The following is a 23889-nucleotide window of genomic DNA, read 5'->3' as shown; positions in this document are numbered from 1 at the left end:
ACGGGCTTCAAGCACGGCTCCAGGGCCGGAAAAAGCGTGTCCGGAATCGCCCGAGCGCAGCCGGCGGCACGGCAACCGGCGCGCCACGCCAGAGGGACGTAGTAGCGCTTACGCGCGGTTTGTACAAAGGCAATTCCCCCCACGAAATGGCCAATCGATACACACAAAAAAGCTGGAGACAACGATGCTGAGCCCCCACGAAATTGCGACGCTGGTTCTGGTGTGTGGCAACTCGCAGCCGCGCGATCTCGACACGCTCGATGTCGAAACGCTGCTGGCACTTCAACTCATCACGCTGGAATGCTCCGGCGCCGGTGTGAGCGAGCCGCGTGTCACGCTTCAGGGCCAGGCGTTGCTGAAGTCGCTGGGGGTGATCCGTGTGCGCGGAGGAAGAGCGGGGCTAGCCGCCGCGCGGTGACACACCAAGGCTGGCAAAGCGAGCAACCTCACAGCCCCGTCAACGCGTGGCGGAGCAAGAGTGCAGAGAGCACCAGCATCGTCACGCCGATCAGCCCGTCGAGCACTTGCCACGCCCGCGGGCGGGCAAACCAGGGCGCGAGCCAGCGCGCGCCAAACCCCAGCGCCACAAACCAGCACAGGCTGGCCGCACTCGCACCCGCCACAAACCAGCCCCGCAACGCAGCCGCCTGCTGCGCACCAATGCTGCCTACCAGCAACACTGTGTCCAGATACACGTGCGGATTGAGCAGCGTAAAGGCCGCCGCCTGCGCCAGCGCCGAACGTCGGCTGATGCCATTCCCGCCTGCGGACGCTTCCAACTGATTCGAATGCCTCGCGCGCCACAGCGCCTGCCAGCCGTACAGCAACAGGAACGCCGCACCGGCCAACGCCAGGAATCGCGCCAGGCTCGGGCGCTCGCCCAACGCCTGGGCCATGCCGAGCACCCCCGCCGAGATCAGCAACGCATCCGCCATCGCGCAGAACAGCACCACGCTGCCCACGTGTTCACGGCGCAGGCCTTGACGCAGCACAAAGGCATTCTGCGCGCCAATGGCCACGATCAGCCCCAAGCTCAGCGCAAGGCCTTGAAGGAATACGGAAGAGGAAGTTGCGAGTGGTGTCGTCATGCGCGCAGCTTGCCGGCACGCCGTGATGAAGACAAACTATCTCTCCTTCATTCAATTCAGTTTGGCTAACTGACGTGCTCGACTATTCCGCCCTGACTGCATTGGCCGCCGTCATCCGCGAAGGCAGCTTCGATCGTGCCGCACGCGCATTGCACGTCACGCCTTCGGCCGTTTCGCAGCGCATCCGGCTGCTGGAAGAACGCGTGGGCTGCGCGCTGGTGGTGCGCGACCAACCGTGCCGCCCTACGGAAACCGGCCGACGGCTTTGTCAGCATGTCGACCGTGTCCGGCTGCTCGAACAGGAATTGCAGGGCGCGCTGCCCGCGCTCGCGCCCGAAGGCGTGGCGCGCGTTGCGCTGCCGATCGCCGTCAACGCCGACAGCCTGGCGACATGGCTGGCGCCGGCCATTGCCGCATTCGCAGCGGATCACCCCGTGTTGATGGAAGTGGCCGTGGACGACCAAGACCACACCAGCGAGTGGCTGCGCAGCGGCGCCGTGCTGGCCGCCGTGACCGCCACCGCGCGCCCGGCGACGGGCTGCAACAGCCGCCCGCTGGGGTCGATGCGGTACGTCGCCGCGGCCAGCCCGGCGTTCATGGCACGGCATTTTGCGGACGGCGTTGGCGCGGGCACGCTCGCGCAGGCACCCTGCCTCGTCTTCAACACCAAGGATGAATTGCAGGCCCGCTGGGCGCGGCGCCTGTGTCATCGGCATGTCGAGCTGCCCCGCCACCTGTTGCCGTCGTCGCAGGCGTTTGTGACGGCGGCTGTGGCTGGCATGGGCTGGGGTCTGCATTCGCATGCGCTGATCGCGCAGCATCTTGCAGACGGCTCGCTGGTTGAACTGGTGCCTGACACGCCGCTGGACGTGCCGCTGCACTGGCAGCATGCGCGCGCGGCATCCGCGCTGCTCGATGATCTCAGCCGCGAAGTGCTGGCCGCCGCGCGCGCCGCACTGCTCGCGCCATCAGCGGCTACAGCAGGTTGAGGGGGATCTTGAGGTATTGCACGCCGTTTGGCTCGGCCGGCGGCATCTCGCCCGCGCGGATGTTGACCTGGATAGACGGCAGCATCAGCGTCGGCATGGACAGCGTGGCATCGCGCTGGGTGCGCATCTGCACGAACTCGGCCTCGGTTACGCCATCGCGGACGTGGATGTTGGCGCGGCGCTGCTCGGCCACCGTGGTATGGCTCAGGGCTTCACGGCCCGCGGGCGGATAGTCGTGGCACATATAGAGCCGGGTGTCGGGCGGCAGGTCCAGCAGGCGGCGGATCGACTGGTACAGCGTGCCCGCATCGCCGCCCGGAAAATCGCACCGCGCCGTGCCAACGTCCGGCATGAAGAGCGTGTCGCCCACAAATACGGCATCGCCCACCTGATACGCCATATCGGCTGGCGTGTGGCCCGGCACGGCCAGCGCGCGCGCTTCCAGCTCGCCGATACGGAACACCTCGTCCGCCGCAAACAGGTGGTCAAACTGCGAGCCATCGAGCTGGAACGACGGCTCCAGGTTGAAGATCGGCTTGAACACGCCCTGCACCACACGAATGCGCTCGCCAATGGCGATGCGCCCGCCGAAGCGCCCGCGCAGGTACGGCGCCGCCGAGAGGTGATCGGCATGCGCGTGTGTTTCCAACAGCCATTCGACGTGCAAGTCCTGCGCTTCGATGAACGCGGCAACCCGATCCGCCGAGTGGGTTGTCGTGCGGCCCGATTTCGGGTCGTAGTCGAGCACCGAGTCCACCACGGCACAGTGCGTGCCGGGCCCCGCATGAATCACATAGGTCATCGTGCAGGTGTCGGGGTCGAAGAAGGATTCGATCTGGGCGTGCATAACGGGCTTTGGCGAACAATCTATATTTTTATAGAATATCGTCAGATATTCTGTCTGCCAATAGCGCAAACGGACCTCAACACCGCATTCCAATGACTGATTCGACTGACCTGACCACTGATCCCGAGGTTGTTCCGCTGCCCGAGGCGGCCATTTCCATGCTGCGCGCCTCGGCCTCGCAAGCGTGCGCCGTGCTCAAGGCCATGGCGCATGAAGACCGCCTGCTGCTGCTCTGCCAGCTCACGCAAGGCGAGCGCAACGTGGGCGAGCTGGAAACGCTGGTGGGCCTGCATCAGCCGAGCCTGTCGCAGCAACTCGGCGTGCTGCGTGACGAAGGCCTCGTCACCACCCGGCGCGAAGGCAAGTACATCTATTACCGGCTCGCCAGCTTCGAGGTCATCCAGATCATGCAAACGCTTTCCGCGCTTTACTGCGGCAAGGTGTTGAAGTCGGTCCGGTAACACCGCCCACCCCACATTGCAGCACAGGCCGTGAATGCCCGGCCGCCCAACTGAAATCGCATGCACCACAAAGCCCCTTCCCTGACCGTTTGTGCCCCCCAGCTTGATTGCGAGGCGCTCGAGCGCCACGTGTGGCCGGCGCGGCCCGCTACCACGACCGCATGGACTGGGCGTTGAACATGCCACCAGTGGAAGCGAGTTGGGTGATCAGCGCCGCGCTGGGCTCGGTGGTTGGGCTCATCTTGGCGCTGACGGGCGCGGGCGGGGCCATTGTCGCGGTGCCACTGCTGATCTTCGGGCTGCATCTGTCGGTACCGCAAGCCGCTCCAATTGCGCTGCTGGCGGTCGGCCTGTCGGCCGGGCTGGGCGCGGTGCTCGGGCTTCGCGAAGGCCGGGTCCGCTACAAGGCGGCCGGGCTGATGGCGCTATGCGGCGTGGTGATGTCGCCGTTCGGCATCTGGGCGGCGCACCGCGTGCCGAACACACCGCTCACCGTGCTGTTTGCAGGGGTGCTCGCCTATGTGGCGGTCCGCATGTTCCGGCAAGCGCGTGCTGTGCCCCTGGCCGAATCGCAGCCGCGGCGCGCAGCACCACCCTGCCATCTCGACACCACCACGGCCAAGCTGGCCTGGACGCTGCCGTGCGCGCGGGCATTGGCGGCGTCTGGGTTGGGCGCAGGGTTCCTCTCGGGGCTTCTGGGCGTGGGCGGCGGTTTTGTTATCGTTCCGGCCCTGCGCCGCGCGACCGATCTGCCGATGCAGACCATCGTCGCCACGTCCCTGGCGGTGATTGCACTGGTCTCGACCGGCGGTGTGGTTGCCTCGGCCATCGGCGGGCATGTCGAGTGGCAGATCGCGCTGCCGTTCGCGGCGGGCGCACTGACCGGCATGCTGGTCGGCCGGCGCTTTGCGAAGCATCTGGCGGGGCCTGCCCTGCAGCAAGGTTTCGCGGCGTTTGCGACGATGGTGGCACTCGGGATGATCTTCCGCGCACTGATTTGACCGGATTGTTGCAAAGGCGGTAGAATCGCAGGCTTCGGAGCGTAGCGCAGCCTGGTAGCGCAACTGGTTTGGGACCAGTGGGTCGGGAGTTCGAATCTCTCCGCTCCGACCAGAATTGAATTGGCAGGACAACAAAAGCGGCTTGCGTGATCCACGTAAGCCGCTTTTGTTTTTGAGGCGGCAGATGGCGTCATCTGGCGGTGCTATAACGACAGCATTGACGCACCGCTTGACCATCCTCCATGAACCTCATTCTCTGGCGCCACGCCGAAGCTGAAGACGTGGCTGCATCGCTGCGCATTCAGCGCAACACCGATCTCCAGCGTGAACTGACCAAGCGCGGCCACAAGCAAGCCGAAAAAATGGCCGACTGGCTGCGCCCTCGCCTGCCGGAAGATACGCTCGTGCTGGCCAGCCCTGCCGTGCGCACCCAGCAGACCGCGCGCGCGCTCACCCGGCATGTTCAGACGCTGCCGGCACTGGCACCCGGGGCCGATGTCAGCGAGATCCTCGATGCGCTCGATTGGCCGTCGAACGCGAACCTGCTGCTGGTCGGTCATCAGCCGTGGCTCGGCCGCCTTGCAAGCCTGCTCATCGCAGGGGTGGAGATGGACTGGAGCGTGAAAAAAGCCGGCGTATGGTGGCTCTGCCGCCGTATGCGCGAAGACGAAGCGCAGACGGTGCTGCGCGCGGTGGTCAACCCCGATCTCGCGTGACACAACGCGCCTGTCACGGTATCGCCACGCAAAATTCACGCAACAGTCACGATTGACACGCTTTTGTCGCTGATCTGTCACGCATCGTCACTAGAATCGCCTCAAATTCCACACTTGGGGATGCACGAATGCGAGACCTGCCGACGCCCACCCAGCCGTTGATCGACGCACTGCCGAGCCTGAACCTGGGCAACGCTCGGAGGGGCCTTCCTCGCTCACCCGACGCTGTTCCGACGCGTGACAAGCCTGTTCTGGCCGTTTCGTGGGCGCGCCACCAGGATGAAGTGACCGAGGCCCAGCGCCTGCGCTACAAAGTCTTCGCCGAGGAAATGGGTGCCCGCCTGCCCTCGGCCCACACCGAACTGGATGTCGACATGTTCGACGCCGTGTGCGATCACCTGATCGTGCGCGATCAGAAGACCCTGCGCGTGGTCGGCACCTACCGCGTGCTGCGCCCGGACGCAGCCAAGCAGATCGGCTGCCTGTATTCCGAATCCGAATTCGACCTCGTGCGCCTGGCGCACCTTCGCCCGAAGATGGTCGAACTGGGCCGCTCGTGCGTGCACCGCGACTACCGTTCGGGCAGCGTCATCATGGCGCTGTGGGCAGGCCTCGGCGAATATATGCAGCGCTATGGCTTCGAATCGATGCTCGGCTGCGCCAGCGTGTCGATGGGCGACGGCGGCCACTTTGCCGCAAGCCTGTATCGCAGCTTCGTCGACGATGGCTCGCTGGCCCCGATCGAATACCACGCCTTCCCGCGCGTCGCACTGCCGGTCGAAGAGCTGAACCAGAATCTCGAAGTCGAGCCGCCAGCGTTGGTGAAGGGTTATCTGCGCCTGGGTGCCCGCATCTGCGGCGCGCCGGCCTGGGATCCTGACTTCAACGTTGCCGACTTCCTTACGCTGCTGCGCCTGTCAGACATCAACCCGCGCTACGCACGGCACTTCCTGCGCGGCTGACGACACAGCACACGCAGCACGGCACCAAAGCAAACGGCCCGGATCACTCCGGGCCGTTTTATCTTGTGTGCGGCGAACCGCCTTACACGTACACCACCTTGTAGCGGCGGCCGATGCGCTGCCACTCATCGGCTTCCTTCATCAGGCTGTATTCCACCAGCGGGTTCTGCTCGATCCAGCTCTTGGGCAGTTCCACCTCGAAACCGCCCTCGTTGAGCTCGCCCTCGCTGTGGCGCACGCGCAGGCTCGGCAATTGAATCGCGCCGCGACGGCGGCACAGCACGAACGCCAGGCGCAGGCTGAACAGCATCCGCCAATCCAGGAATTTGCCGCCGCCCGAGAGCTTGCCTAGCTTGCCGGCGTGCCCCAGCAGCAGTGTCGCCAGGCGCGCCTGATCGGTCTTGGAAAAGCCCGGCATGTCGGCATGGCTGGCGATGTACGCCGAGTGCTTGTGATACCCGCTGTGCGAGATGCTCATGCCGATCTCGTGCAGATTGGCGGCCCAGCCCAACAGCGCGAGATTGTCTTCACGCCGCTCATCGGGCGGATCGGGAAACTGCGAGAGCAGCGCCGTGGCGGCATCGCGCACGCGGTTCGCCTGCGCGCGGTCCACGTTGTAGCGGCGCATGAACTGCTCGATCGTCACCGTGCGCATGTCTTCGTGATGCGAGCGGCCCAGCAGGTCATACAGCACACCCAGGCGCAAGGCACCGTCGGTCACGTCCATGCGATCGACATCGAGTTCGGCAAACACGCCCAGCATGATCGACAACCCGCCTGGCAGCACCGGAATGCGGTCTGGCTTCAGCCCACTCAACTTCAGGCGGTTGGTGTTCTCGGCCTTGACGAGCGCGCGCTTGAGGCGCTCCAGACCTTCGCGCGTGATGCCGTGCTCGGTGCTCTTGTCGTTAAAGCCATTGAGCTCGATCAGCTCAGCCAGCGCACGCGCGGTACCTGACGAGCCCACCGCCTGGTTCCAGCCCGCCGTACGATATTGCGACACCAGCACCTGAATCTCGCGACGCGCCGCCAGCTCGGCCTGCTTCATCGCGTATTCGTCGACGTTGCCGTTGGGGAAGAAATGGCGGCTGTGCGACACGCAGCCGATATAGAGTGACTCCATCAGCTTGGGCTTGTAGCCGTTGCCGATGATGAACTCGGTCGAGCCACCGCCGATGTCGACAACGAGCCGGTTGCCCTGGCACGCCGGCGCGTCATGCGATGCCCCAAGATAGATCAGGCGAGCCTCTTCACGGCCCGCTATCACTTCGATCGGAAAGCCAAGCGCAGCCTCGGCCTCGATCAGGAAATCCTGCGCGTTCTTGGCCACACGCAACGTGTTGGTGGCGACGGCGCGCACGTGCTCAGGGGCAAAGTCGCGCAGGCGATCCCCGAAGCGGCGCAGCGCGTCGACACCGCGCCGGCGCGCGGGTTGATCGAGGTATTTATCTTGCGTCAAGCCGGCAGCCAACCGCACGGGCTCACGCAGCGCATCGACTTGGAAGATCTGGGTACTGCTGGTGCCATTGGCACCGATGGTCTCGTCAACGCGGCCGATCATCAGCCGGAAGCTGTTGGAGCCCATATCGACAGCGGCCAGCAGACGGGGGGTGGGACTCATGAATGGGAACGGGTGAGGAGCAGAATCAGAACGCCGACTATTGTCGTTCTAAACATTGCGCAACAAAATATGTCTCTATTGTGTCCCGCACGTGACAATTTCAATGTGTCACAAATTTGACACCTAACTATGAAAAAGTGGCCGGATCGTCATTCGTCTGAACACAACATGTCGACATTGCCCACCGGCGACCTGCTCAATCGCGAACTGGGCATCCTCGAATTCAACGCCCGCGTCCTCGCCCAGGCGGCGGATCCGGGTGTGCCGCTGATGGAGCGGCTGAAGTTCATCTGCATCGTGTCGAGCAATCTCGATGAGTTCTTTGAAATCCGCATTGCCGGATTGAAGGAGCAGATGCGCGACAACCCTTCGTCGGTCACGCCCGACGGGCTGTCGGTGCAGCAGGCATTTGGCGTGGTCTCGGCGCGGGTACGGCATCTGGTCGCGCAACAGTATGCCATGCTGCAGGACGAGATCCTGCCGCTGCTGGAGAAGGAAGGCGTCTTCTTCCACATGACCACCAACTGGAACGAAGCCCAGCGCGCCTGGTGCCGCCAATTCTTCCAGCGCGAACTCGTGCCCATCCTCACGCCGATGGCACTGGACCCGGCGCACCCGTTCCCGCGCGTGCTCAACAAGAGCCTGAACTTCATCATCGAACTGTCGGGCAAGGATGCCTTCGGCCGCGAAGCCGAGCTGGCCATCGTGCAGGCCCCACGTGCCCTGCCACGCCTGGTGCAGATGCCGCCGGAGCTGTCGGGTTACCAATATGGATTCGTGCTGCTGTCGTCGTTCATGCAGGGTTTTGTGCACGAGCTGTTCCCGCAGATCGACGTGCACGGCTGCTACCAGTTCCGCGTGACACGCAATTCCGACCTGTTCGTGTCGGAAGATGAAATCACCGACCTGCGCGAGGCGCTGCAGGGTGAACTGTCCACGCGCCACTTTGGCGATGCGGTGCGCCTGGAGCTCGCGCACGATACGTCGCCCGCGCTGGTGCTTCGGCTGCAGCAGGAGTTCGGCCTGGCCGAAACGGACTGCTATCGCGTGAAGGGCCCGGTGAACCTGGTGCGCCTGCTGCAGGTGCCTGACATGGTCGACAAGCCGGTGCTGAAGTATCCGCCGCACGTGCCGGCCACGGTCAAGCAGGTGGCCAACAGTTCGAACGTATTCGACGCCATCCGCCAGGGCGACATCCTGCTGCACCATCCGTACGAGAGCTTCACGCCCGTGCTGGAACTGCTGCAGCAAGCCGCGCGAGACCCGGACGTGGTCGCCATCAAGCAAACCGTCTACCGCACCGGCAATGAATCGTCGGTGATGGACGCGCTCATCAAGGCGGCGCGCAACGGCAAGGAAGTGACCGTGGTCGTCGAACTGCTCGCGCGCTTTGACGAAGAGACGAACATCAACTGGGCGGACCAGCTTGAATCTGCCGGCGCGCATGTCGTCTATGGCGTGGTGGGCCACAAGTGCCACGCGAAGATGCTGCTGGTGGTGCGCCGCGAGGTTTCCGGCAAGGGCAAGGCCGTCAAACTGCGCCGCTATGCGCATCTGGGCACCGGCAACTACCACCCCAAGACCGCCCGCCTCTACACCGATTTCGGTCTGATGACGGCCAACGAGCAGATCTGCGAAGACGTGCACCACGTGTTTCAGCTGCTCACCGGCACCGGCGCGCAGGTCAAGCTGCACCACCTGTGGCACTCGCCGTTCACGATGCACGACAACCTGATCGAGCATATCCGCGCCGAAGCGCGCGCCGCTCGCGCGGGCAAACGTGCGCGCATCATCGGCAAGATGAATGCGCTGCTGGAGCCCACCATCATTGACGAGCTGTACAAGGCGTCGCGGGCAGGCGCGAAGATCGACCTGATCGTGCGTGGCGTATGCGCGCTCAAGCCGGGCGTGCCGGGGCTGTCGGAGAACATCACCGTGCGCTCCATCGTCGGACGCTTCCTGGAGCATCACCGCGTCTACTACTTCCATGCGAGCGGCGAGGAGGTCGTCTACCTCTCCAGCGCCGACTGGATGGATCGCAACCTGTTCCGCCGCGTCGAAGTGGCCTTCCCGGTGCTCGATCGCAAGCTCAAGGCGCGCGTCATCAAGGAAAGCCTGCAGGTGCATCTGCATGACAACGCATCGGCCTGGGTGATGCAGCCCGATGGGAGTTACGTGCAGCGCCGCACGCGCGGCAAGCACGTGCGTGTCAGCCAGCTCGAACTGCTGAACCACTTCTCGCCACAGGCCGCGGCGGCGGCGGAAACGGCAGCCGCCGTGGCTGCAGCGACGGCGGCCGAGCCGACGGTGCGTGCTCCGGTAGAGATCTCCGCAGGGTGACCCAAACGCGGCCCCCCAAACGAAAACGCACGCTCAACAGCGTGCGTTTTCGTTGGCGATGCGCAAACCGCTGATCAGGCTGCGCGCTCGTCGCTGATGCTGGCGCTGCGCACCACCGTGCGCTCCGGCGGAAACACGGCGCGGAACGTGCTGCCCTTGCCGTGCTCGCTGGTCACCTGCAGCTCGCCGCCGTGGCGCGAGAGCACATGCTTGACGATCGCCAGACCGAGGCCAGTGCCACCGGTGTCGCGCGAACGGCTGCGGTCGACGCGGTAGAAACGCTCGGTCAGGCGCGGAATGTGTTCGGGCGCAATGCCAATCCCCGTATCGGTGACGGAGTACACGGCGTGCCCGTCCTTCACTCCCCAATCGAGGCGGATCGTGCCGCCGTCTGGGGTGTAGCGCACGGCGTTGGATGCCAGGTTGCTGAACGCGGAAAGCAATTCAAGCTCGGCGCCACACACGCTCACGCTCGGGTCGCAGGTCATGCTGACGGTATGCCGGCCGGCGGAGAGCGCTTCAATATCATGCTGAAGCTGCAGCATCATGCGCTGCATCGGCACGGGTGCCAGCGACGGCGGCTCGGAGTTGCCTTCCAGCGTCGCCAACGCCAGCAGGTCTTCCACCAGATGCTGCATGCGCACGGCTTGCACATGCATCATGTCCAGATAGCGCTTCTTGTCTTCTTCCGGCAGCGGAATGTCGCGCACGGTTTCCAGAAAGCCCGAGAGTACGGTCAGCGGCGTCTTCAACTCGTGCGAGACGTTGGCCACGAAGTCGCGCCGCATCGCCTCGGTGTTCTCGAGCTTGGTGATGTCCTGCGACACCAGGAGCTTGCGGTCCTCCCCGTACGGCAGGATCTGGGCAGAAACGATGCTTTGCTTGTGCGGGCCCACGTCATGCATGGTGAGCGGCTCCTCGAACTCGCCGCGCGCCAGGTAGCGCACGAACTCCGGTCGGCGGATCAGGTGGGTAATGCGCTGGCGCAGATCGCGTTTAGCGGAGAGACCGAAGTGCTCCTCGGCCACCGCGTTGCACCATTCGATCTGGTCGTCGCCGTCGAGCATCAGCACGCCGTTGGGCGATGCCTGGATGGCCTGGATGAAGCGGCTGTGCTGTTGCTCGACCTGCAGCACCTGGGTGCGCCAGCCCTTCATCAGCCGGTGCAGACGGTAGTAGACCTCGCCCCACAGACCGAGCGCGCTGGGGATCTCGCCATAGGCCGGTGAGTCCAGCACGCGCCACAAGCGCTGGATCTGATAGACGTAATACAGGAGCGTCGCCAGCAGCAGCACGCTGAGCACGGCCAGCGCGATGACGGGGTTGGCGAAGACATATAGACATGCCGTAAGGATGCCCACCAGGGCAGCAAAGACGGCAAAGCGGGTCCAGAAGACGTTCATGAGGGCATTCTAAGCGCTGGACCGCAGGGATCGCATGAGCGGTGTGTGACGCGCGGTCGGCATCGCCGGTTCGCGCGTTCGATCAGACGATGCTACTGCCCCGGATTGCGCGCCAGGCGGTAGCCGCTGCCGCGCACGGTTTCGATCATGTTGCTGTAGCCGCCGGGGGCCAGTGCAGCGCGCAGGCGCTTGATGTGCACGTCCACGGTGCGCTCTTCGACGAACACGTGGTCACCCCACACCTGATCGAGCAGTTGCGATCGGCTGTGCACGCGCTCCGGATGCGTCATCAGGAAATGCAGCAGGCGGAACTCGGTTGGGCCCAGGTCGAGCTTGATCGGGTTTTCTGCTTCGGTGTTCGTGGCCGTCACGCGGTGCGTGGCCGGGTCCAGCTTCAGGCCGTTGATGGCGACCACATCGTCGGTCAGCTGCGGCGCGCGGCGACGCAGCACGGCCTTGATGCGGGCCAGCAGTTCCTTGGGCGAGAACGGCTTGGTGACGTAGTCATCGGCGCCGCTGTCCAGGCCCATGATCTTGTCTTGCTCTTCGCTGCGGGCGGTCAGCATGATGATCGGGATCTGGCGCGTGCGCTCGTTGGCACGCAACTCCTTCGCGAACATCACGCCCGACTTGCCCGGCAGCATCCAGTCCAGCAGGACGAGATCGGGCAGCACGTCACTCATCAGCGACAGTGCCTGTTCAGCGTTATACGCGCGGATCGGATAGTGCCCTGCGTGCTGCAGGTTGACGGCAATCAGTTCGGCGATCGCCGGTTCATCTTCCACGACCAGAATACTGCTCGGCATACTCACGTCTCCAATCCTGCCTTTTATTCGCCTTCGCCCTGGACCTCGCGCTCCAGCGCCTCGCGCCCGGCATGCCGAACGTCAGTTCCCTTGACGATGTAGATAATAAACTCGGCGATGTTCTTGGCGTGGTCGCCAATGCGCTCGATGGCCTTGGCAATGAACAGCAGATCCAGCGCCACCGAAATCGTGCGCGGGTTCTCCATCATGTACGTGATGAGTTCGCGCATGAAGCCGCGGAATTCCTCATCAATGGCCTTGTCTTCCTGCAGGATCGACACGGCTTCGGCGGTATCCAGGCGTGCAAAGGCGTCCAGCGCATGACGCAGGATCGTCGCGGCCATCTCGCCCGAACGCTCCACGCCGGCGTAGTTCAGCGCATGTGCCGACGGGTCCTGCATGAGGCGCTTGGTGCGCTTTGCAATCTTCGCGGCCTCGTCGCCTGCGCGTTCGAGATTGGTGATGGTCTTCGAGATGGCCATGACCAGACGCAGGTCGCGCGCAGTCGGCTGGCGGCGCGCAATGATGTTGTTGCAATCGCCGTCGATCTCGATTTCGAGCGCATTGATCTCCTGCTCCACCGCCAGCACCTGATCGCACATCGCGGTGTCGAAGTTGGCCAGGGCGCGCATCGCACGTGCGATCTGCGCTTCCACCAGGCCGCCCATCTGCAGCACCTTGGTGCTGATGGAGGTCAGGTCGGTATCGAATTGCGTCGACAGATGTTTGTCGGACATCGGGTTCTCCTTGCCTTGTCGATTCAGCTTCTGCGCTGTTGCAGATCAGCCGAAGCGGCCGGTGATGTAGTCTTCCGTTTCTTTGCGCTGCGGCTTGATGAAGATCTTTTCGGTGTCGCCGAATTCGATCAGCTCGCCCAGATACATGTATGCCGTGTAGTCGGAGCAACGCGCCGCCTGCTGCATGTTATGCGTGACGATGACGACGGTGTAGTCATCCTTCAGTTCGGCGATCAGCTCTTCGATCTTGCCCGTGGAAATCGGGTCCAGTGCGGAGCACGGCTCGTCCAACAGCAGCACCTCAGGGCGGATGGCAATGCCGCGTGCGATACACAGACGCTGCTGCTGACCGCCCGACAGGCCATAGCCCGACTGGTTGAGCTTGTCCTTCACTTCATTCCACAGCGCGGCCTTGGTCAGTGCCCATTCCACACGATCGTCCATCTCCGAGCGCGACAGGCGCTCGAACAGCTTCACGCCAAATGCGATGTTGTCGTAGATCGACATCGGGAACGGCGTCGGCTTCTGGAACACCATGCCAACCTTGGCGCGCAGCAGAGCGATGTCCATGTTCGACGTCAGCAGGTTCTCGCCGTCCATGTTGATGGCGCCTTCGGCACGCTGCTCCGGATACAGCGCGTACATCTTGTTGAACGTACGCAGCAGGGTCGACTTGCCGCAGCCCGACGGACCGATGAACGCCGTCACCTGCTTCTCGGGAATCTGCAGCGAGATGTTCTTCAGCGCGTGGAACTTGCCGTAGTAGAAGTTCAGGTCGCGAACATCGATCTTCGGGCTTTGCGCGCGCACTTCGAGGGACGTAGCAGTCATGGTCATTTCTTGGTGAACAAGGCACGCGCGAGGATGTTCAACCCCAGCACACCCAGCGTAATCAGGAACACCCCGGCCCAGGCCAGCTGCTGCCACTCGGGGAATGGGCTCATCGCAAACTTGAAGATCACCACCGGCATGGTCGCCATCGGCTGATTCAGATCCAGGCTCCAGAACTGGTTGTTCAGCGCGGTGAAGAGCAGCGGCGCGGTTTCGCCGGCAATGCGGGCCACGGCCAGCAGCACACCGGTAATCACGCCGGCATACGAGGCCTTGAGTGTGATCGACAGAATCATTTTCCACTTGGGCGTGCCGAGCGCCATGGCGGCTTCACGCATCGCGTTGGGCACGAGGTTCAACATGTTCTCGGTGGTGCGCACCACGATGGGAATCTGCAGCAGTGCCAGCGCAAGCACGCCAGCCAGGCCGGAGAAATGCTGCACCTTCGCCACCACCACGGCATACACGAACAGGCCGATCACGATGGACGGCGCCGACAGCAGGATGTCGTTGATGAAGCGCGTAGCGCTGGCCAGCATCGACGTCTTGCCATACTCGGCCAGATAGATGCCGGCCAGGATGCCCAGCGGCGTACCGATCAGCGTAGCCATCGCCACCAGCATGAACGAGCCGGCGATGGCGTTCGCCAGACCGCCTCCCGGCGTGTTGGGCGGCGGCGTCATCTCCGTGAAGAGCGACATCGACAAGCCGCCCACGCCCAGCGAAAGCGTAGTCCACAGAATCCAGGCCAGCCACACCAGGCCGAAAGCCATGGCGGCGAGCGACAACGTGAGCGCTACGCGGTTGACATTGCGGCGGCGGGCCTGCAGGCGAGACTTGATCTTGTCGGAGTCGGCACGGACGGCAGGAATGGAGGACGTGCGCATGGTATTGGGTCTCATGGCATCAGGTAGGTCACGTTGGTTCACTTCTGACCCTCGCTCTTCTGCAGACGCAGAAGCAGCAGCTTGGATGCGGCCAGCACGATGAACGTGATGACGAACAGGATCAAGCCCAGCTCCATGAGTGCCGCGGTGTGCAGGCCCTGGCCTGCTTCCGCAAATTCATTGGCCAGCGCCGAGGTGATGCTATTGCCCGGCGAGAACAGCGACGCGTCGGACAACAGGTTGGTGTTGCCGATCACGAACGTCACTGCCATGGTCTCGCCCAGCGCCCGACCCAGGCCCAGCATCACACCGCCGATCACACCGGCCTTGGTGTATGGCAGCACCACGTTCCACATGACTTCCCACGTCGTGCAACCCACGCCGTAGGCCGATTCCTTGAGCAGCGTCGGCGTGATCTCGAACACGTCGCGCATCACTGCCGAGATGTACGGGATGATCATGATCGCCAGGATCACACCGGCACACAGCAGACCGATGCCGATCGGCGCCCCCTGGAACAGCGCCCCGATCACCGGGATCTTGCCGATGGTCGCGGCCAGCGGCTTTTGGAAGTATTCGCCGAAGATCGGCGCAAACACGAGCAGGCCCCACATGCCGTAGACGATGGACGGCACAGCGGCGAGCAGCTCGATGGCGGTACCCAGCGGTCGGCGCAGCCACGCTGGCGACAGCTCGGTCAGAAACAGAGCAATGCCGAAGCTCACGGGCACGGCAATGATGAGCGCGATCAGCGAAGTGACCAGGGTGCCGTAGACGGGCACCAGCGCGCCGTAGATGTCAGAGGGCGGATCCCACTCTCCGCTCCACAGGAACGACAGGCCGAATTTCTGGATCGAGGGCCAAGCGCTGATGACGAGCGAGACGATGATGCCGCCCAGCAGCAGCAGCGTAACGATTGCGGCAAGGCGGGTCAGACCGCCGAACACCAGATCGCCGAGGCGGCTGGGTGCGCGCATACGGGAAGCGCCGGAAGAATCAGAGAGCGTGGCCATGAGGGAAACCGGTCAGCCGTGAGAGAAGCTTTTGAAATGGCGCGCGCGGCAGGATCGCACCGCCCGCGCCTTGCACGTCAGGCCATCATCAGTGGTTGTAGACAACCTTTCCCGATGCGTCCTTCACGCTCGACTTCCACGTGGCGCGGATCTGGTTCTTCACAGCGTCCGGCAGCGGCACGTAGTCCAGGCTCTTGGCGGCATCGTCGCCACCCTTGTAGGCCCAGTCGAAGAACTTCATGACTTCGGCGCCCTGCTCCGGCTTGGCTTGCGTCTTGTGCAGCAGGATGAAGGTCGCACCGGCGATCGGCCATGCGTCCTTGCCCGGCTCGTCCGTCAGGATCTGGTAGTACGTCTTGCTCCACTCGGCACCGGCAGCGGCAGCCTTGAAGGCTTCAGCGGTCGGTTGCACGGTGGCGCCCGACTTGTTCTGCAGGTTCACGTAGGTCATCTTGTTCTGCTTGGCGTAGGCGTACTCGACGTAGCCCACTGCGCCGCCCAGACGCTGCACGAACGCGGCCACGCCTTCGTTGCCCTTGCCACCCGTACCGGTCGGCCAGTTCACGGTCGTGCCTTCGCCGACCTTGCTCTTCCACTCGGCATTCACCTTCGACAGGTAGTTCGTGAAGATGAACGAGGTGCCCGAACCGTCAGCACGGCGCACCACCAGGATGTCCTGGTCCGGCAGCTTGGCCTTCGGGTTCAGCTTGGCGATGGCCGGGTCGTTCCACTTCTTGATCTTGCCCAGGTAGATGTCGCCCAGAATCTGGCCGTTCAAGGTCAGCTCGCCCGGCTTCACGCCCGGCAGGTTGATCACGGGCACCACACCGCCGATCACGGTCGGGAACTGGATCAGGCCGTCCTTGTTCAGCTCTTCGTCCTTCAGCGGCATGTCCGATGCGCCGAAGTCGACGGTCTTGGCGGTGATCTGCTTGATGCCGCCCGACGAACCGATACCTTGGTAGTTCACCTTGGTCTGGGTTGCCTTGTTGTAGTCGGCCGCCCACTTGTTGTAGACGGGTGCCGGGAATGTTGCGCCTGCGCCGGTGATGTCAACAGCAAATGCGGCACCAGCGAAAGCCAGCGCGGCCACGCCAGCGATTGCGGTCTTGACCAGTTTCATGAGTTCTCCAGAGGAGCGGTTGAGCGATGACAGATTTTTGACACCCCGAACTTTAGGCCGCTCAAATGACAGTTCCGTGACAACACGAAAACTTCTCATAACTGACCTGTAAGACATGAATGTCGACTTGCGCGCATAAAAAAAGCGACCCGAAGGCCGCTTTTAGCTACTTTGTCTGATCTGGCGGCAACTTACTGGAACGTTGCCGCAAGACGCTCCGCATGTTGGCTGGCGACGTCAGCATCTTGTGCCTCGACCATCACCCGGACGACCGGTTCGGTGCCGGAAGGGCGAATCAGCACCCGCCCCTTGCCATTGAGTTCAGCCTCGCTGGTCTTGAGTGCTGCCTGCAGAGCAGCGTGCGATTTCCAGTCGAAGCCCTTCTCGACCCGCACGTTGATGAGCTTCTGGGGGAACAGGCGCACGCCGTCCAGCATTTCATCCAGCGTTTGGCCGCTGCGACGCAATGCCGCAAGCACCTGCAATGCCGAGATGATGCCGTCGCCGGTACTGTGCTTGTCCAGGCACAACAGGTGACCCGAGCCTTCGCCGCCCAGCAGCCAACCGTTCTTCTTCAGCTCTTCCAGCACGTAGCGATCACCCACCTTGGCGCGTACAAAATCCACGCCTTGCGCCTTCAGCGCGAGCTCCACGGCCAAGTTGGTCATGAGCGTGCCAACGGCGCCCGGCACGGTCTGGCCTGCGGCACGGCGCGCCTGAACCATCACGTAGAGCAGCTCGTCGCCGTTGTACAGGCGGCCATTGCGGTCCACCACTTGAAGGCGGTCGGCATCACCGTCAAACGCCAAACCGATGTCGGCGCCATGCTCGCGCGTGGCCTCGACCAGCTTGCCCGGCGCCGTTGCGCCATAGCCGTCGTTGATGTTGCGACCGTTCGGCTGGTTGCCGATCGACACTACATCCGCGCCCAGTTCATGGAACACGTGCGGCGCGATGTGGTAAGCAGCACCGTGCGCGCTGTCCAGCACAACCTTCATGCCAAACAGGTCCAGATCGCTGGGGAACGTACTCTTGCAGAACTCGATGTAGCGGCCGGCGGCATCATCGATGCGGCGGGCACGGCCCAGCGCGTCGGAAGCCGCGTATTCCATCGGCTTTTCCAACTGGGCTTCGATCTGCAGCTCGGTCTCGTCGGGCAGCTTGTCGCCTGTGGCCGAGAAGAACTTGATGCCGTTGTCGTAGTACGGATTGTGCGATGCCGAGATCACCACCCCCGCCGACAGCCGCAACGCGCGCGTGAGATACGCTACACCGGGTGTGGGCAACGGGCCGCTCATCAGCACATCCACGCCGGCTGCGGTAAAGCCGGCTTCCAGCGCGGCTTCCAGCATGTAGCCCGACAGGCGCGTGTCCTTGCCGATCAGCACGGTGGGACGGCCATGACCATGTGCTTCGCTGCCATGAGCCAGCACGCGGCCGGCCGCATAGCCGAGACGCAGCACAAAGTCCGGCGTGATTGGGCTTTCACCGACACGCCCGCGGATGCCGTCGGTGCCGAAATACTTCCTGGACATTGAGAGTCTCTCCTGGAGAATGTTTCTTTCTTTCTTTGTTTGTAAGGCGCCGGCCACGGCCGGACAATCGCCTGTTCGCTCGACCCCCAGCCGTGTGAGGGCCGGGGCGGCTGTCATGCCAGCGGCGGATTCACACGTTCGTGACGCATGGCCCACCAGACCTGGATCGCCTCCACTGTCGGCCGCACGTCATGCACGCGCACGATGAAGGCACCCCGCTCCGCCGACAGCAACGCCGCCGCCACACTGGCCGTGATGCGCTCGGCGGGTGGCTTGCCACCCAGCACGGCGCCCAACGTCGACTTTCTCGACAGACCCACTAGCAGCGGCAACCCAATCCGCTCGAACTGTGCCAAACGATTGAGCATGGTGAGATTGTGATCCGGCGTCTTGCCGAAGCCAAATCCCGGGTCCAGCGAGATGCGTTCGGCGGCCACGCCTGCAGTCATCAGGGCTTCGGTCCGTGCGCGCAAGAAAGTCTCGACCTCGCCCATCAAGTCGACATAGCTGGGCGCTTCCTGCATCGTTTCCGGGTCGCGCTGCATGTGCATGACGCACAGGCCTGCGTTGCCTGGGGTTACCGCCTCAATCGCCCCCGGCCGACGGAAACCCCAGATGTCATTGATCAGGTCGGCGCCAGCTTCCAGCGTGGCGCGCATCACTTCGGGCTTGTACGTGTCGATCGACAAAGGCTTGCCGCAATCGCGCAGCGCCTCGACGATCGGCAGCACTCGGCCCAGCTCCTCCTGCAGGCCCAGCGGCTCGGCGCCCGGCCGGCTCGATTCCCCGCCGATGTCGATCATGTCCGCGCCGTCAGCAATCAATTGCTCTGCGTGGCGCAACGCGGCGTCACGCGTCGCGTGCTGGCCGCCATCGGAAAACGAGTCGGGCGTGACGTTGAGAATGCCCATGACCAGCGGGCGCTGATCACGCGCGTAGCGAAAACGTCCGCACTGGAAGTGCGTTGTAGTGGGAATGGAAGCGGACAAGATAGATAGACCGGAATGCTGCGCAGGACCGGAATGTTACGCCAGGCATGCCAAACCAAAAAGGCGCCCACAAAAAAGCCGGTGCATTTGCACCGGCTCCTCTGCGTCGCGGCCAGGGCGACAAACTAACGCGACGTCAGGCCGTGGCCGGCACGTTACCCGGATTCACAGCCGGGGTGCCACCGCCCGGCGGCGTGCTGCCACCGCCGGTGGAACCATAGCGCGGCGGACGCGGCGGCTTGCCGTCCATGATGTCGTTGACTTGGTCGGCGTCGATGGTCTCCCACTCGAGCAGCGCCGCGGTCATGGCTTCCACCTTGTCGCGGTTGGTCTCCAGCAGGCCCTTCGCGAGAGCGTATTGCTCGTCAACGATGCGGCGGATTTCCGAGTCCACCTTTTGCTGCGTTGCCTCGGAAACGGTCTTCGATGCCATGCGGCCGAAGAAACCGTCCTGCTCGGTATCGACATACACCATGGTGCCGAGCGTATCGCTCATGCCGTAGCGCGTCACCATGTCGCGGGCCATCTTGGTGGCTCGCTCGAAGTCGTTCGAGGCGCCGGTGCTCATTGCGCCCAGGAACACCTCTTCTGCTGCACGGCCGCCAAACAGGATAGCGATCTCTTCCAGCATCGTGTCCTTATAGGCGTAGTGCTTGTCGTGCTCCGGCAACTGCCAGGTCAAACCGCCAGCCCAGCCGCGCGGCATGATCGTGACCTTATGCACCGGGTCGGCCTTCGGCAGCAGTTTGGCCACCACCGCATGACCCGACTCGTGGTACGCCGTCGCCTTGCGCTCTTCTTCGCGAATCACGGCCGACTTGCGCTCCGGACCCATGTAGATCTTGTCCTTCGCGTCTTCGAAGTCCTGCATATCCACCACGCGCTTGTTGCGGCGTGCGGCAAACAGCGCAGCTTCGTTAACCAGGTTGGCCAAGTCAGCGCCCGAGAAACCCGGCGTGCCACGTGCCAGCACCGATGCATCCACATCATTGCCGATCGGCACCTTGCGCATGTGGACCTTCAGGATCTGCTCGCGGCCGCGGATGTCCGGCAGGCCCACGTAGACCTGGCGGTCGAAGCGGCCGGGACGCAGCAGCGCCTTGTCGAGCACGTCAGCACGGTTGGTTGCCGCAATGACGATGACGCCCGAGTTGGCCTCGAAGCCATCCATCTCGACCAGCATCTGGTTCAGGGTCTGTTCGCGCTCGTCGTTACCACCGCCCATGCCGGCGCCGCGATGGCGGCCGACCGCGTCGATTTCATCGATGAACACGATGCAGGGCGCCTGCTTCTTGGCGTTTTCGAACATGTCGCGCACGCGGGCCGCGCCCACGCCAACGAACATTTCCACGAAGTCCGAACCAGAGATGCTGAAGAACGGCACCTTGGCTTCACCGGCGATGGCACGCGCCAGCAGCGTCTTACCGGTACCCGGAGGGCCAACCAGCAGCACGCCGCGCGGAATACGGCCGCCCAGCTTCTGGAATTTCTGCGGATCTTTCAGGAAGTCGACCAGTTCGACGACTTCTTCCTTCGATTCGTCACACCCTGCCACGTCAGCAAACGTGACGCTATTGTTGTTCTCGTCGATCAACCGCGCTCGGGATTTGCCGAAGGAGAAGGCGCCGCCCTTCCCGCCGCCCTGCATCTGCCGCATCATGTAGAACCAGAACACGATGATCAGCAGCGTCGGGCCGAGATAGTAAAGGGCAGTCAGGAGCACACCTTGCTCTTCTTCCGCCTTACCGGTCACCTGCACGCCGTACTTCATCAGGTCGCCGACCATCCAGATGTCGCCCGGCGAGATGATGGAATACTTGTTGCCCTCGTTGGGCGTGACCAACAGCGTGCGGCCCTGGACTTCGACGCGCTTGACCTTGCCGGCTTTCGCATCGTCCATGAATTGCGAGTACGTCACACCCTCTTGGGCGCGCGGCTTGTCGAACTGCTTGAAGACGGTGAACAGCACCAAGGCAATCACCAGCCAGATGGCCGCCTTCTGAAACCAGTTGTTATTCAAGGCGAGACTCCTTTAGAAATGCCTTGACGGGATGCTTGGCATTGTAATGCACGGATACTGCCGCGGGTTGATTGCCCGCAAGACAGCTGACCACCCAGCCGCCGATCCTTTCCTGTGTAACGTCCGTCAGCCCGGATGCTTGAGTTGACGGCCGAGCAGGAACGTCTCGGACGATTTGTCGCGGGAGGCCTTGGGCTTGCGTGGCGCCACGATCTTGAAATGGCGCTTGAACATCTCGACGATCTGACTATAGCCGCTGCCGTGAAAACATTTGATCAATAGCGCCCCCTCAGGTTTCAGGTGCGCCATGGCAAATTCCACAGCCAGCTCAGCGATGTGCTCCATGCGCGCGGCGTCCGCCGACGCCACACCTGAGAGGTTGGGGGCCATATCGGACAAAACAAGGTCTACCTTGCCCCCGCCCGTGGCCTGCAGCGTGATGTCTTCGAGTTGCCGGAAGACCGCCTCCTCACGGAAGTCGCCCTGGATAAAGGCGACGTCGGCGATCGCCTCCATCGGCAGGATGTCGATTGCGACGATGGCACCATCAATGCGGCCATCCTTGGCGCGCGGTGAAGCGGCCAGCTTGTTGCGCACATACTGGCTCCAACTGCCCGGCGCGGCGCCCAGGTCAACGATGACCTGGCCCGGCTTGATCAGCTTGTCCTGCTCGTCGATCTCCTTGAGCTTGTAGGCGGCGCGGGCGCGATAGCCCTCGCGCTGCGCCAGCTTCACGTACGGATCGTTGATATGGTCGTGCAGCCACGACTGGTTGAACTTGTTCTTTGCCATCGAATTGGTTGCTATATCGCCCCAACATCGCGCCAAACATGGCGACTGGGAGGGATTTTGGCGGATAATACGCGCCGTTTGTCCTTTTGCGCGATTTCGCCCTCATTTATGCCCGCCCTCATCCTCACCCCTGCCCAACGATCGGAACTGCGCTCGGAAGCGCACGCGTTGAACCCGGTCGTCATCATCGGTGCGGAGGGCCTGACCAAGGCCGTTCTGGCCGAAATCGACCGCTCGCTGGCGGCCCATACGCTGATCAAGGTGCGCGTCGCCGGCGATGACCGCGAGGCGCGCATCGAAATCTACGACACCATCTGCGCCCGCCTGCAAGCTGCGCCCGTGCAGCACATCGGCAAACTGCTGGTGATCTGGCGCGAAGGCCCGGCTTATCTGAAGGAAAACCAGCCGCGCGACCTCAAGCCGCCGCGCAAGACCACCGTGGGTGCCGGTCCCCGTTCGGTAACAGTGCGCAAGCCGAATCCGAACAGCACACGCCGCCCGAAACCGATCCACCTGAATGTGCTCGGCAACGAGCGAGTCACGGCCGGCGGCAACGTCAAACGCGCCAAACCGCGTCAAACCAGCCAGAAGAAGAAGGCACTGTCCTGACTCGTGCACGCACAAAAAATGACCGGCTTTTTCAGCCGGTTTTTTTTGCCCTCAGGCGACCTGACGGATGCCAGCAGCTTTCCAGATCAGCGCCAGGCCGAGCAGGCTTTCCACCAGATAGAAAACACTCGACACGCCGTGGAGCATGCCGAATTGGGCACGATATGGCGAATCGCCCACCGCCACGCCCAGCACATCGGCCTGTGCGCGCAGCGATGCCATGAACGGCTGCAGACCGAAATAGCCCACCAGTACACACACCAGCATCGCCAGCACCAGCCAGCGCAACTGCTTGTACCCTGCTTGGCCGCGCCGGACCAGCGTCGTGGCAGCCAGCAGAAGCAAGCACCCTGTCGCGAGGCCGATCCAGGCTTCTGCGTGAAACAGCCGCCCGGCAATCGAGCCGGCCATCTGGCGATCGTCCAGCATGGCAAACAGCGTCGGCGCGACGACGTAGCCAATGGTCCAGAGCGAACCGCACCACACCGTGGCAAGCAACTGGAAGAAGCGCTGCGGCATGGCGGTTCGGCTCCGGGTGCGGATTAAAGGTACTTGACAGCCAGAACTTCGTACTCGCGCTCGCCGCCCGGGGCGACCACGGTGGCGACATCGCCTTCGAACTTGCCGATCAATGCACGGGCGATCGGCGAGCTGATCGAGATCTTGCCGCTTTCGAGATCGGCTTCGTCATCGCCGACGATCTGGTACGTGACGGGCTTGCCCGAGTCCAGGTCTTCCAGGTCAATGGTGGCGCCAAAGACCACACGGCCCTCGGCGTCGAGCGCGGCCGGGTCAATGATCTGCGCCGCCGACAGCTTGGATTCGATTTCCTGGATGCGGCCTTCGATAAAGCCCTGGCGCTCCTTGGCGGCATCGTAGTCGGCGTTTTCGGACAGATCGCCCTGGGCACGTGCCTCGGCGATGGCGGTCACGACGGCCGGACGCTCCTTGGTCTTCAAGCGCTGCAGCTCTTCCTTGAGCATCTCGGCACCGCGCTTGGTAATGGGAATGGTGCTCATAGTGAGTAATTCTGAATCACAAAAAAATCAGCCGCTGCGAAGCGGGAGGGCGCGTAGCGCACACCCGCCAGACGGCGGCTGTCGTTGTTTTGACACGAAC

At 63.3% G+C, this 23889-nt stretch carries 24 protein-coding genes and 1 tRNA gene; 9 read left to right on the top strand and 16 right to left on the bottom strand.

Annotated features, from left to right (window positions below; all coding sequences use genetic code 11):
• Window positions 1-184: 184 nt before the first annotated feature.
• Window positions 185-418: a hypothetical protein gene (locus NG900_RS23600; protein ID WP_252684304.1), complete on the top strand. Its 234-nt coding sequence runs from the start codon at window positions 185-187 to the stop codon at window positions 416-418.
• Window positions 419-446: 28 nt separating this feature from the next.
• Here NG900_RS23600 and NG900_RS23595 read toward each other — a convergent pair whose 3' ends face one another.
• The gene (locus tag NG900_RS23595; RefSeq protein ID WP_252684302.1) at window positions 447-1088 is read right to left on the bottom strand and encodes a LysE/ArgO family amino acid transporter; all 642 of its coding nucleotides are present in this window, start codon (window positions 1086-1088) and stop codon (window positions 447-449) included.
• Window positions 1089-1162: 74 nt separating this feature from the next.
• Between NG900_RS23595 and NG900_RS23590 the strand changes: the two genes are divergently transcribed.
• The gene (locus tag NG900_RS23590) at window positions 1163-2077 is read left to right on the top strand and encodes a LysR family transcriptional regulator ArgP (RefSeq protein ID WP_252684300.1); all 915 of its coding nucleotides are present in this window, start codon (window positions 1163-1165) and stop codon (window positions 2075-2077) included.
• Here NG900_RS23590 and NG900_RS23585 read toward each other — a convergent pair.
• Window positions 2064-2924 (bottom strand): MBL fold metallo-hydrolase, encoded by an 861-nt coding sequence (locus NG900_RS23585; RefSeq protein WP_252684298.1) that lies wholly within the window; start codon window positions 2922-2924, stop codon window positions 2064-2066. The genes NG900_RS23590 and NG900_RS23585 overlap by 14 nt on opposite strands.
• 92 nt (window positions 2925-3016) lie before the next feature.
• Here NG900_RS23585 and NG900_RS23580 point away from each other — a divergent pair, with 92 nt between their 5' ends.
• The 5 genes from NG900_RS23580 (at window position 3017) to NG900_RS23560 (ending at window position 6064) form a co-directional block, all read left to right on the top strand.
• Window positions 3017-3385, top strand: a complete 369-nt coding sequence (locus tag NG900_RS23580) for an ArsR/SmtB family transcription factor (protein ID WP_252684296.1) — start codon at window positions 3017-3019, stop codon at window positions 3383-3385.
• A gap of 179 nt (window positions 3386-3564) precedes the next feature.
• Entirely contained in the window at window positions 3565-4386 is an 822-nt protein-coding gene (locus NG900_RS23575; RefSeq protein ID WP_252684353.1) for a sulfite exporter TauE/SafE family protein, read from the top strand.
• A 35-nt stretch (window positions 4387-4421) separates the two neighbouring features.
• Window positions 4422-4498: transfer RNA gene (locus NG900_RS23570), tRNA-Pro, on the top strand.
• 130 nt (window positions 4499-4628) lie between these two features.
• Complete coding sequence (gene sixA / locus NG900_RS23565; RefSeq protein WP_252684294.1) at window positions 4629-5102, top strand: phosphohistidine phosphatase SixA; 474 nt, start codon at window positions 4629-4631, stop codon at window positions 5100-5102.
• Window positions 5103-5230: 128 nt separating this feature from the next.
• Window positions 5231-6064, top strand: a complete 834-nt coding sequence (locus NG900_RS23560) for a GNAT family N-acetyltransferase (RefSeq protein WP_252684292.1) — start codon at window positions 5231-5233, stop codon at window positions 6062-6064.
• Window positions 6065-6146: 82 nt separating this feature from the next.
• Here the strand turns inward: NG900_RS23560 and ppx are convergent, their stop codons facing one another.
• Window positions 6147-7685, bottom strand: coding sequence for an exopolyphosphatase (gene ppx / locus NG900_RS23555; RefSeq protein WP_252684290.1), 1539 nt, complete (start codon window positions 7683-7685; stop codon window positions 6147-6149).
• A gap of 168 nt (window positions 7686-7853) precedes the next feature.
• Here ppx and ppk1 point away from each other — a divergent pair, with 168 nt between their 5' ends.
• Window positions 7854-10025 carry a polyphosphate kinase 1 gene (ppk1, locus tag NG900_RS23550; RefSeq protein WP_252684288.1) on the top strand — a complete coding sequence of 724 codons (2172 nt, stop codon included), beginning with the start codon at window positions 7854-7856 and terminating at the stop codon, window positions 10023-10025.
• Window positions 10026-10099: 74 nt separating this feature from the next.
• On the opposite strand, the gene phoR is transcribed toward ppk1, so the two are convergent.
• From phoR to NG900_RS23495, 11 genes are all read right to left on the bottom strand, one after another.
• Entirely contained in the window at window positions 10100-11428 is a 1329-nt protein-coding gene (gene phoR, locus NG900_RS23545; RefSeq protein WP_252684286.1) for a phosphate regulon sensor histidine kinase PhoR, read from the bottom strand.
• 92 nt (window positions 11429-11520) lie between these two features.
• Window positions 11521-12234, bottom strand: a complete 714-nt coding sequence (phoB, locus tag NG900_RS23540) for a phosphate regulon transcriptional regulator PhoB (RefSeq protein WP_252684284.1) — start codon at window positions 12232-12234, stop codon at window positions 11521-11523.
• 23 nt (window positions 12235-12257) lie between these two features.
• A complete protein-coding gene (gene phoU, locus NG900_RS23535) occupies window positions 12258-12971 on the bottom strand; it encodes a phosphate signaling complex protein PhoU (RefSeq protein WP_252684282.1) in 714 nt (237 codons plus the stop codon).
• A gap of 45 nt (window positions 12972-13016) precedes the next feature.
• On the bottom strand, window positions 13017-13808 hold the full coding sequence (pstB, locus tag NG900_RS23530; protein ID WP_252684280.1) for a phosphate ABC transporter ATP-binding protein PstB: 792 nt from the start codon (window positions 13806-13808) through the stop codon (window positions 13017-13019).
• Window positions 13805-14689 (bottom strand): phosphate ABC transporter permease PstA, encoded by an 885-nt coding sequence (gene pstA, locus NG900_RS23525; RefSeq protein WP_252684278.1) that lies wholly within the window; start codon window positions 14687-14689, stop codon window positions 13805-13807. The genes pstB and pstA overlap by 4 nt, the downstream gene beginning before the upstream one ends.
• Window positions 14690-14727: 38 nt before the next feature.
• Window positions 14728-15702: a phosphate ABC transporter permease PstC gene (gene pstC, locus NG900_RS23520; RefSeq protein ID WP_252684276.1), complete on the bottom strand. Its 975-nt coding sequence runs from the start codon at window positions 15700-15702 to the stop codon at window positions 14728-14730.
• A gap of 88 nt (window positions 15703-15790) precedes the next feature.
• Entirely contained in the window at window positions 15791-16825 is a 1035-nt protein-coding gene (pstS, locus tag NG900_RS23515; RefSeq protein ID WP_252684274.1) for a phosphate ABC transporter substrate-binding protein PstS, read from the bottom strand.
• A gap of 191 nt (window positions 16826-17016) precedes the next feature.
• Window positions 17017-18360 (bottom strand): phosphoglucosamine mutase, encoded by a 1344-nt coding sequence (gene glmM, locus NG900_RS23510; RefSeq protein WP_252684272.1) that lies wholly within the window; start codon window positions 18358-18360, stop codon window positions 17017-17019.
• Between the two features lie 113 nt (window positions 18361-18473).
• Window positions 18474-19337, bottom strand: coding sequence for a dihydropteroate synthase (gene folP / locus NG900_RS23505; RefSeq protein WP_252684350.1), 864 nt, complete (start codon window positions 19335-19337; stop codon window positions 18474-18476).
• A 148-nt stretch (window positions 19338-19485) separates the two neighbouring features.
• Window positions 19486-21369: an ATP-dependent zinc metalloprotease FtsH gene (gene ftsH / locus NG900_RS23500; protein WP_252684270.1), complete on the bottom strand. Its 1884-nt coding sequence runs from the start codon at window positions 21367-21369 to the stop codon at window positions 19486-19488.
• A 126-nt stretch (window positions 21370-21495) separates the two neighbouring features.
• Complete coding sequence (locus NG900_RS23495) at window positions 21496-22161, bottom strand: RlmE family RNA methyltransferase (RefSeq protein ID WP_252684268.1); 666 nt, start codon at window positions 22159-22161, stop codon at window positions 21496-21498.
• 108 nt (window positions 22162-22269) lie between these two features.
• Here NG900_RS23495 and NG900_RS23490 point away from each other — a divergent pair, with 108 nt between their 5' ends.
• Window positions 22270-22770, top strand: a complete 501-nt coding sequence (locus NG900_RS23490; RefSeq protein ID WP_252684266.1) for a YhbY family RNA-binding protein — start codon at window positions 22270-22272, stop codon at window positions 22768-22770.
• Window positions 22771-22821: 51 nt separating this feature from the next.
• On the opposite strand, the gene NG900_RS23485 is transcribed toward NG900_RS23490, so the two are convergent.
• Entirely contained in the window at window positions 22822-23289 is a 468-nt protein-coding gene (locus NG900_RS23485; RefSeq protein ID WP_252684263.1) for a DUF4149 domain-containing protein, read from the bottom strand.
• A 23-nt stretch (window positions 23290-23312) separates the two neighbouring features.
• On the bottom strand, window positions 23313-23789 hold the full coding sequence (gene greA, locus NG900_RS23480; protein ID WP_252684261.1) for a transcription elongation factor GreA: 477 nt from the start codon (window positions 23787-23789) through the stop codon (window positions 23313-23315).
• Between the last annotated feature and the right edge of the window lie 100 nt (window positions 23790-23889).

Source organism: Ralstonia soli, assembly GCF_023955655.1.
GTDB lineage: Bacteria > Pseudomonadota > Gammaproteobacteria > Burkholderiales > Burkholderiaceae > Ralstonia > Ralstonia soli.
Note: the sequence above shows the minus strand (reverse complement) of the source record. Positions and strands in the feature narration are given on the sequence as shown.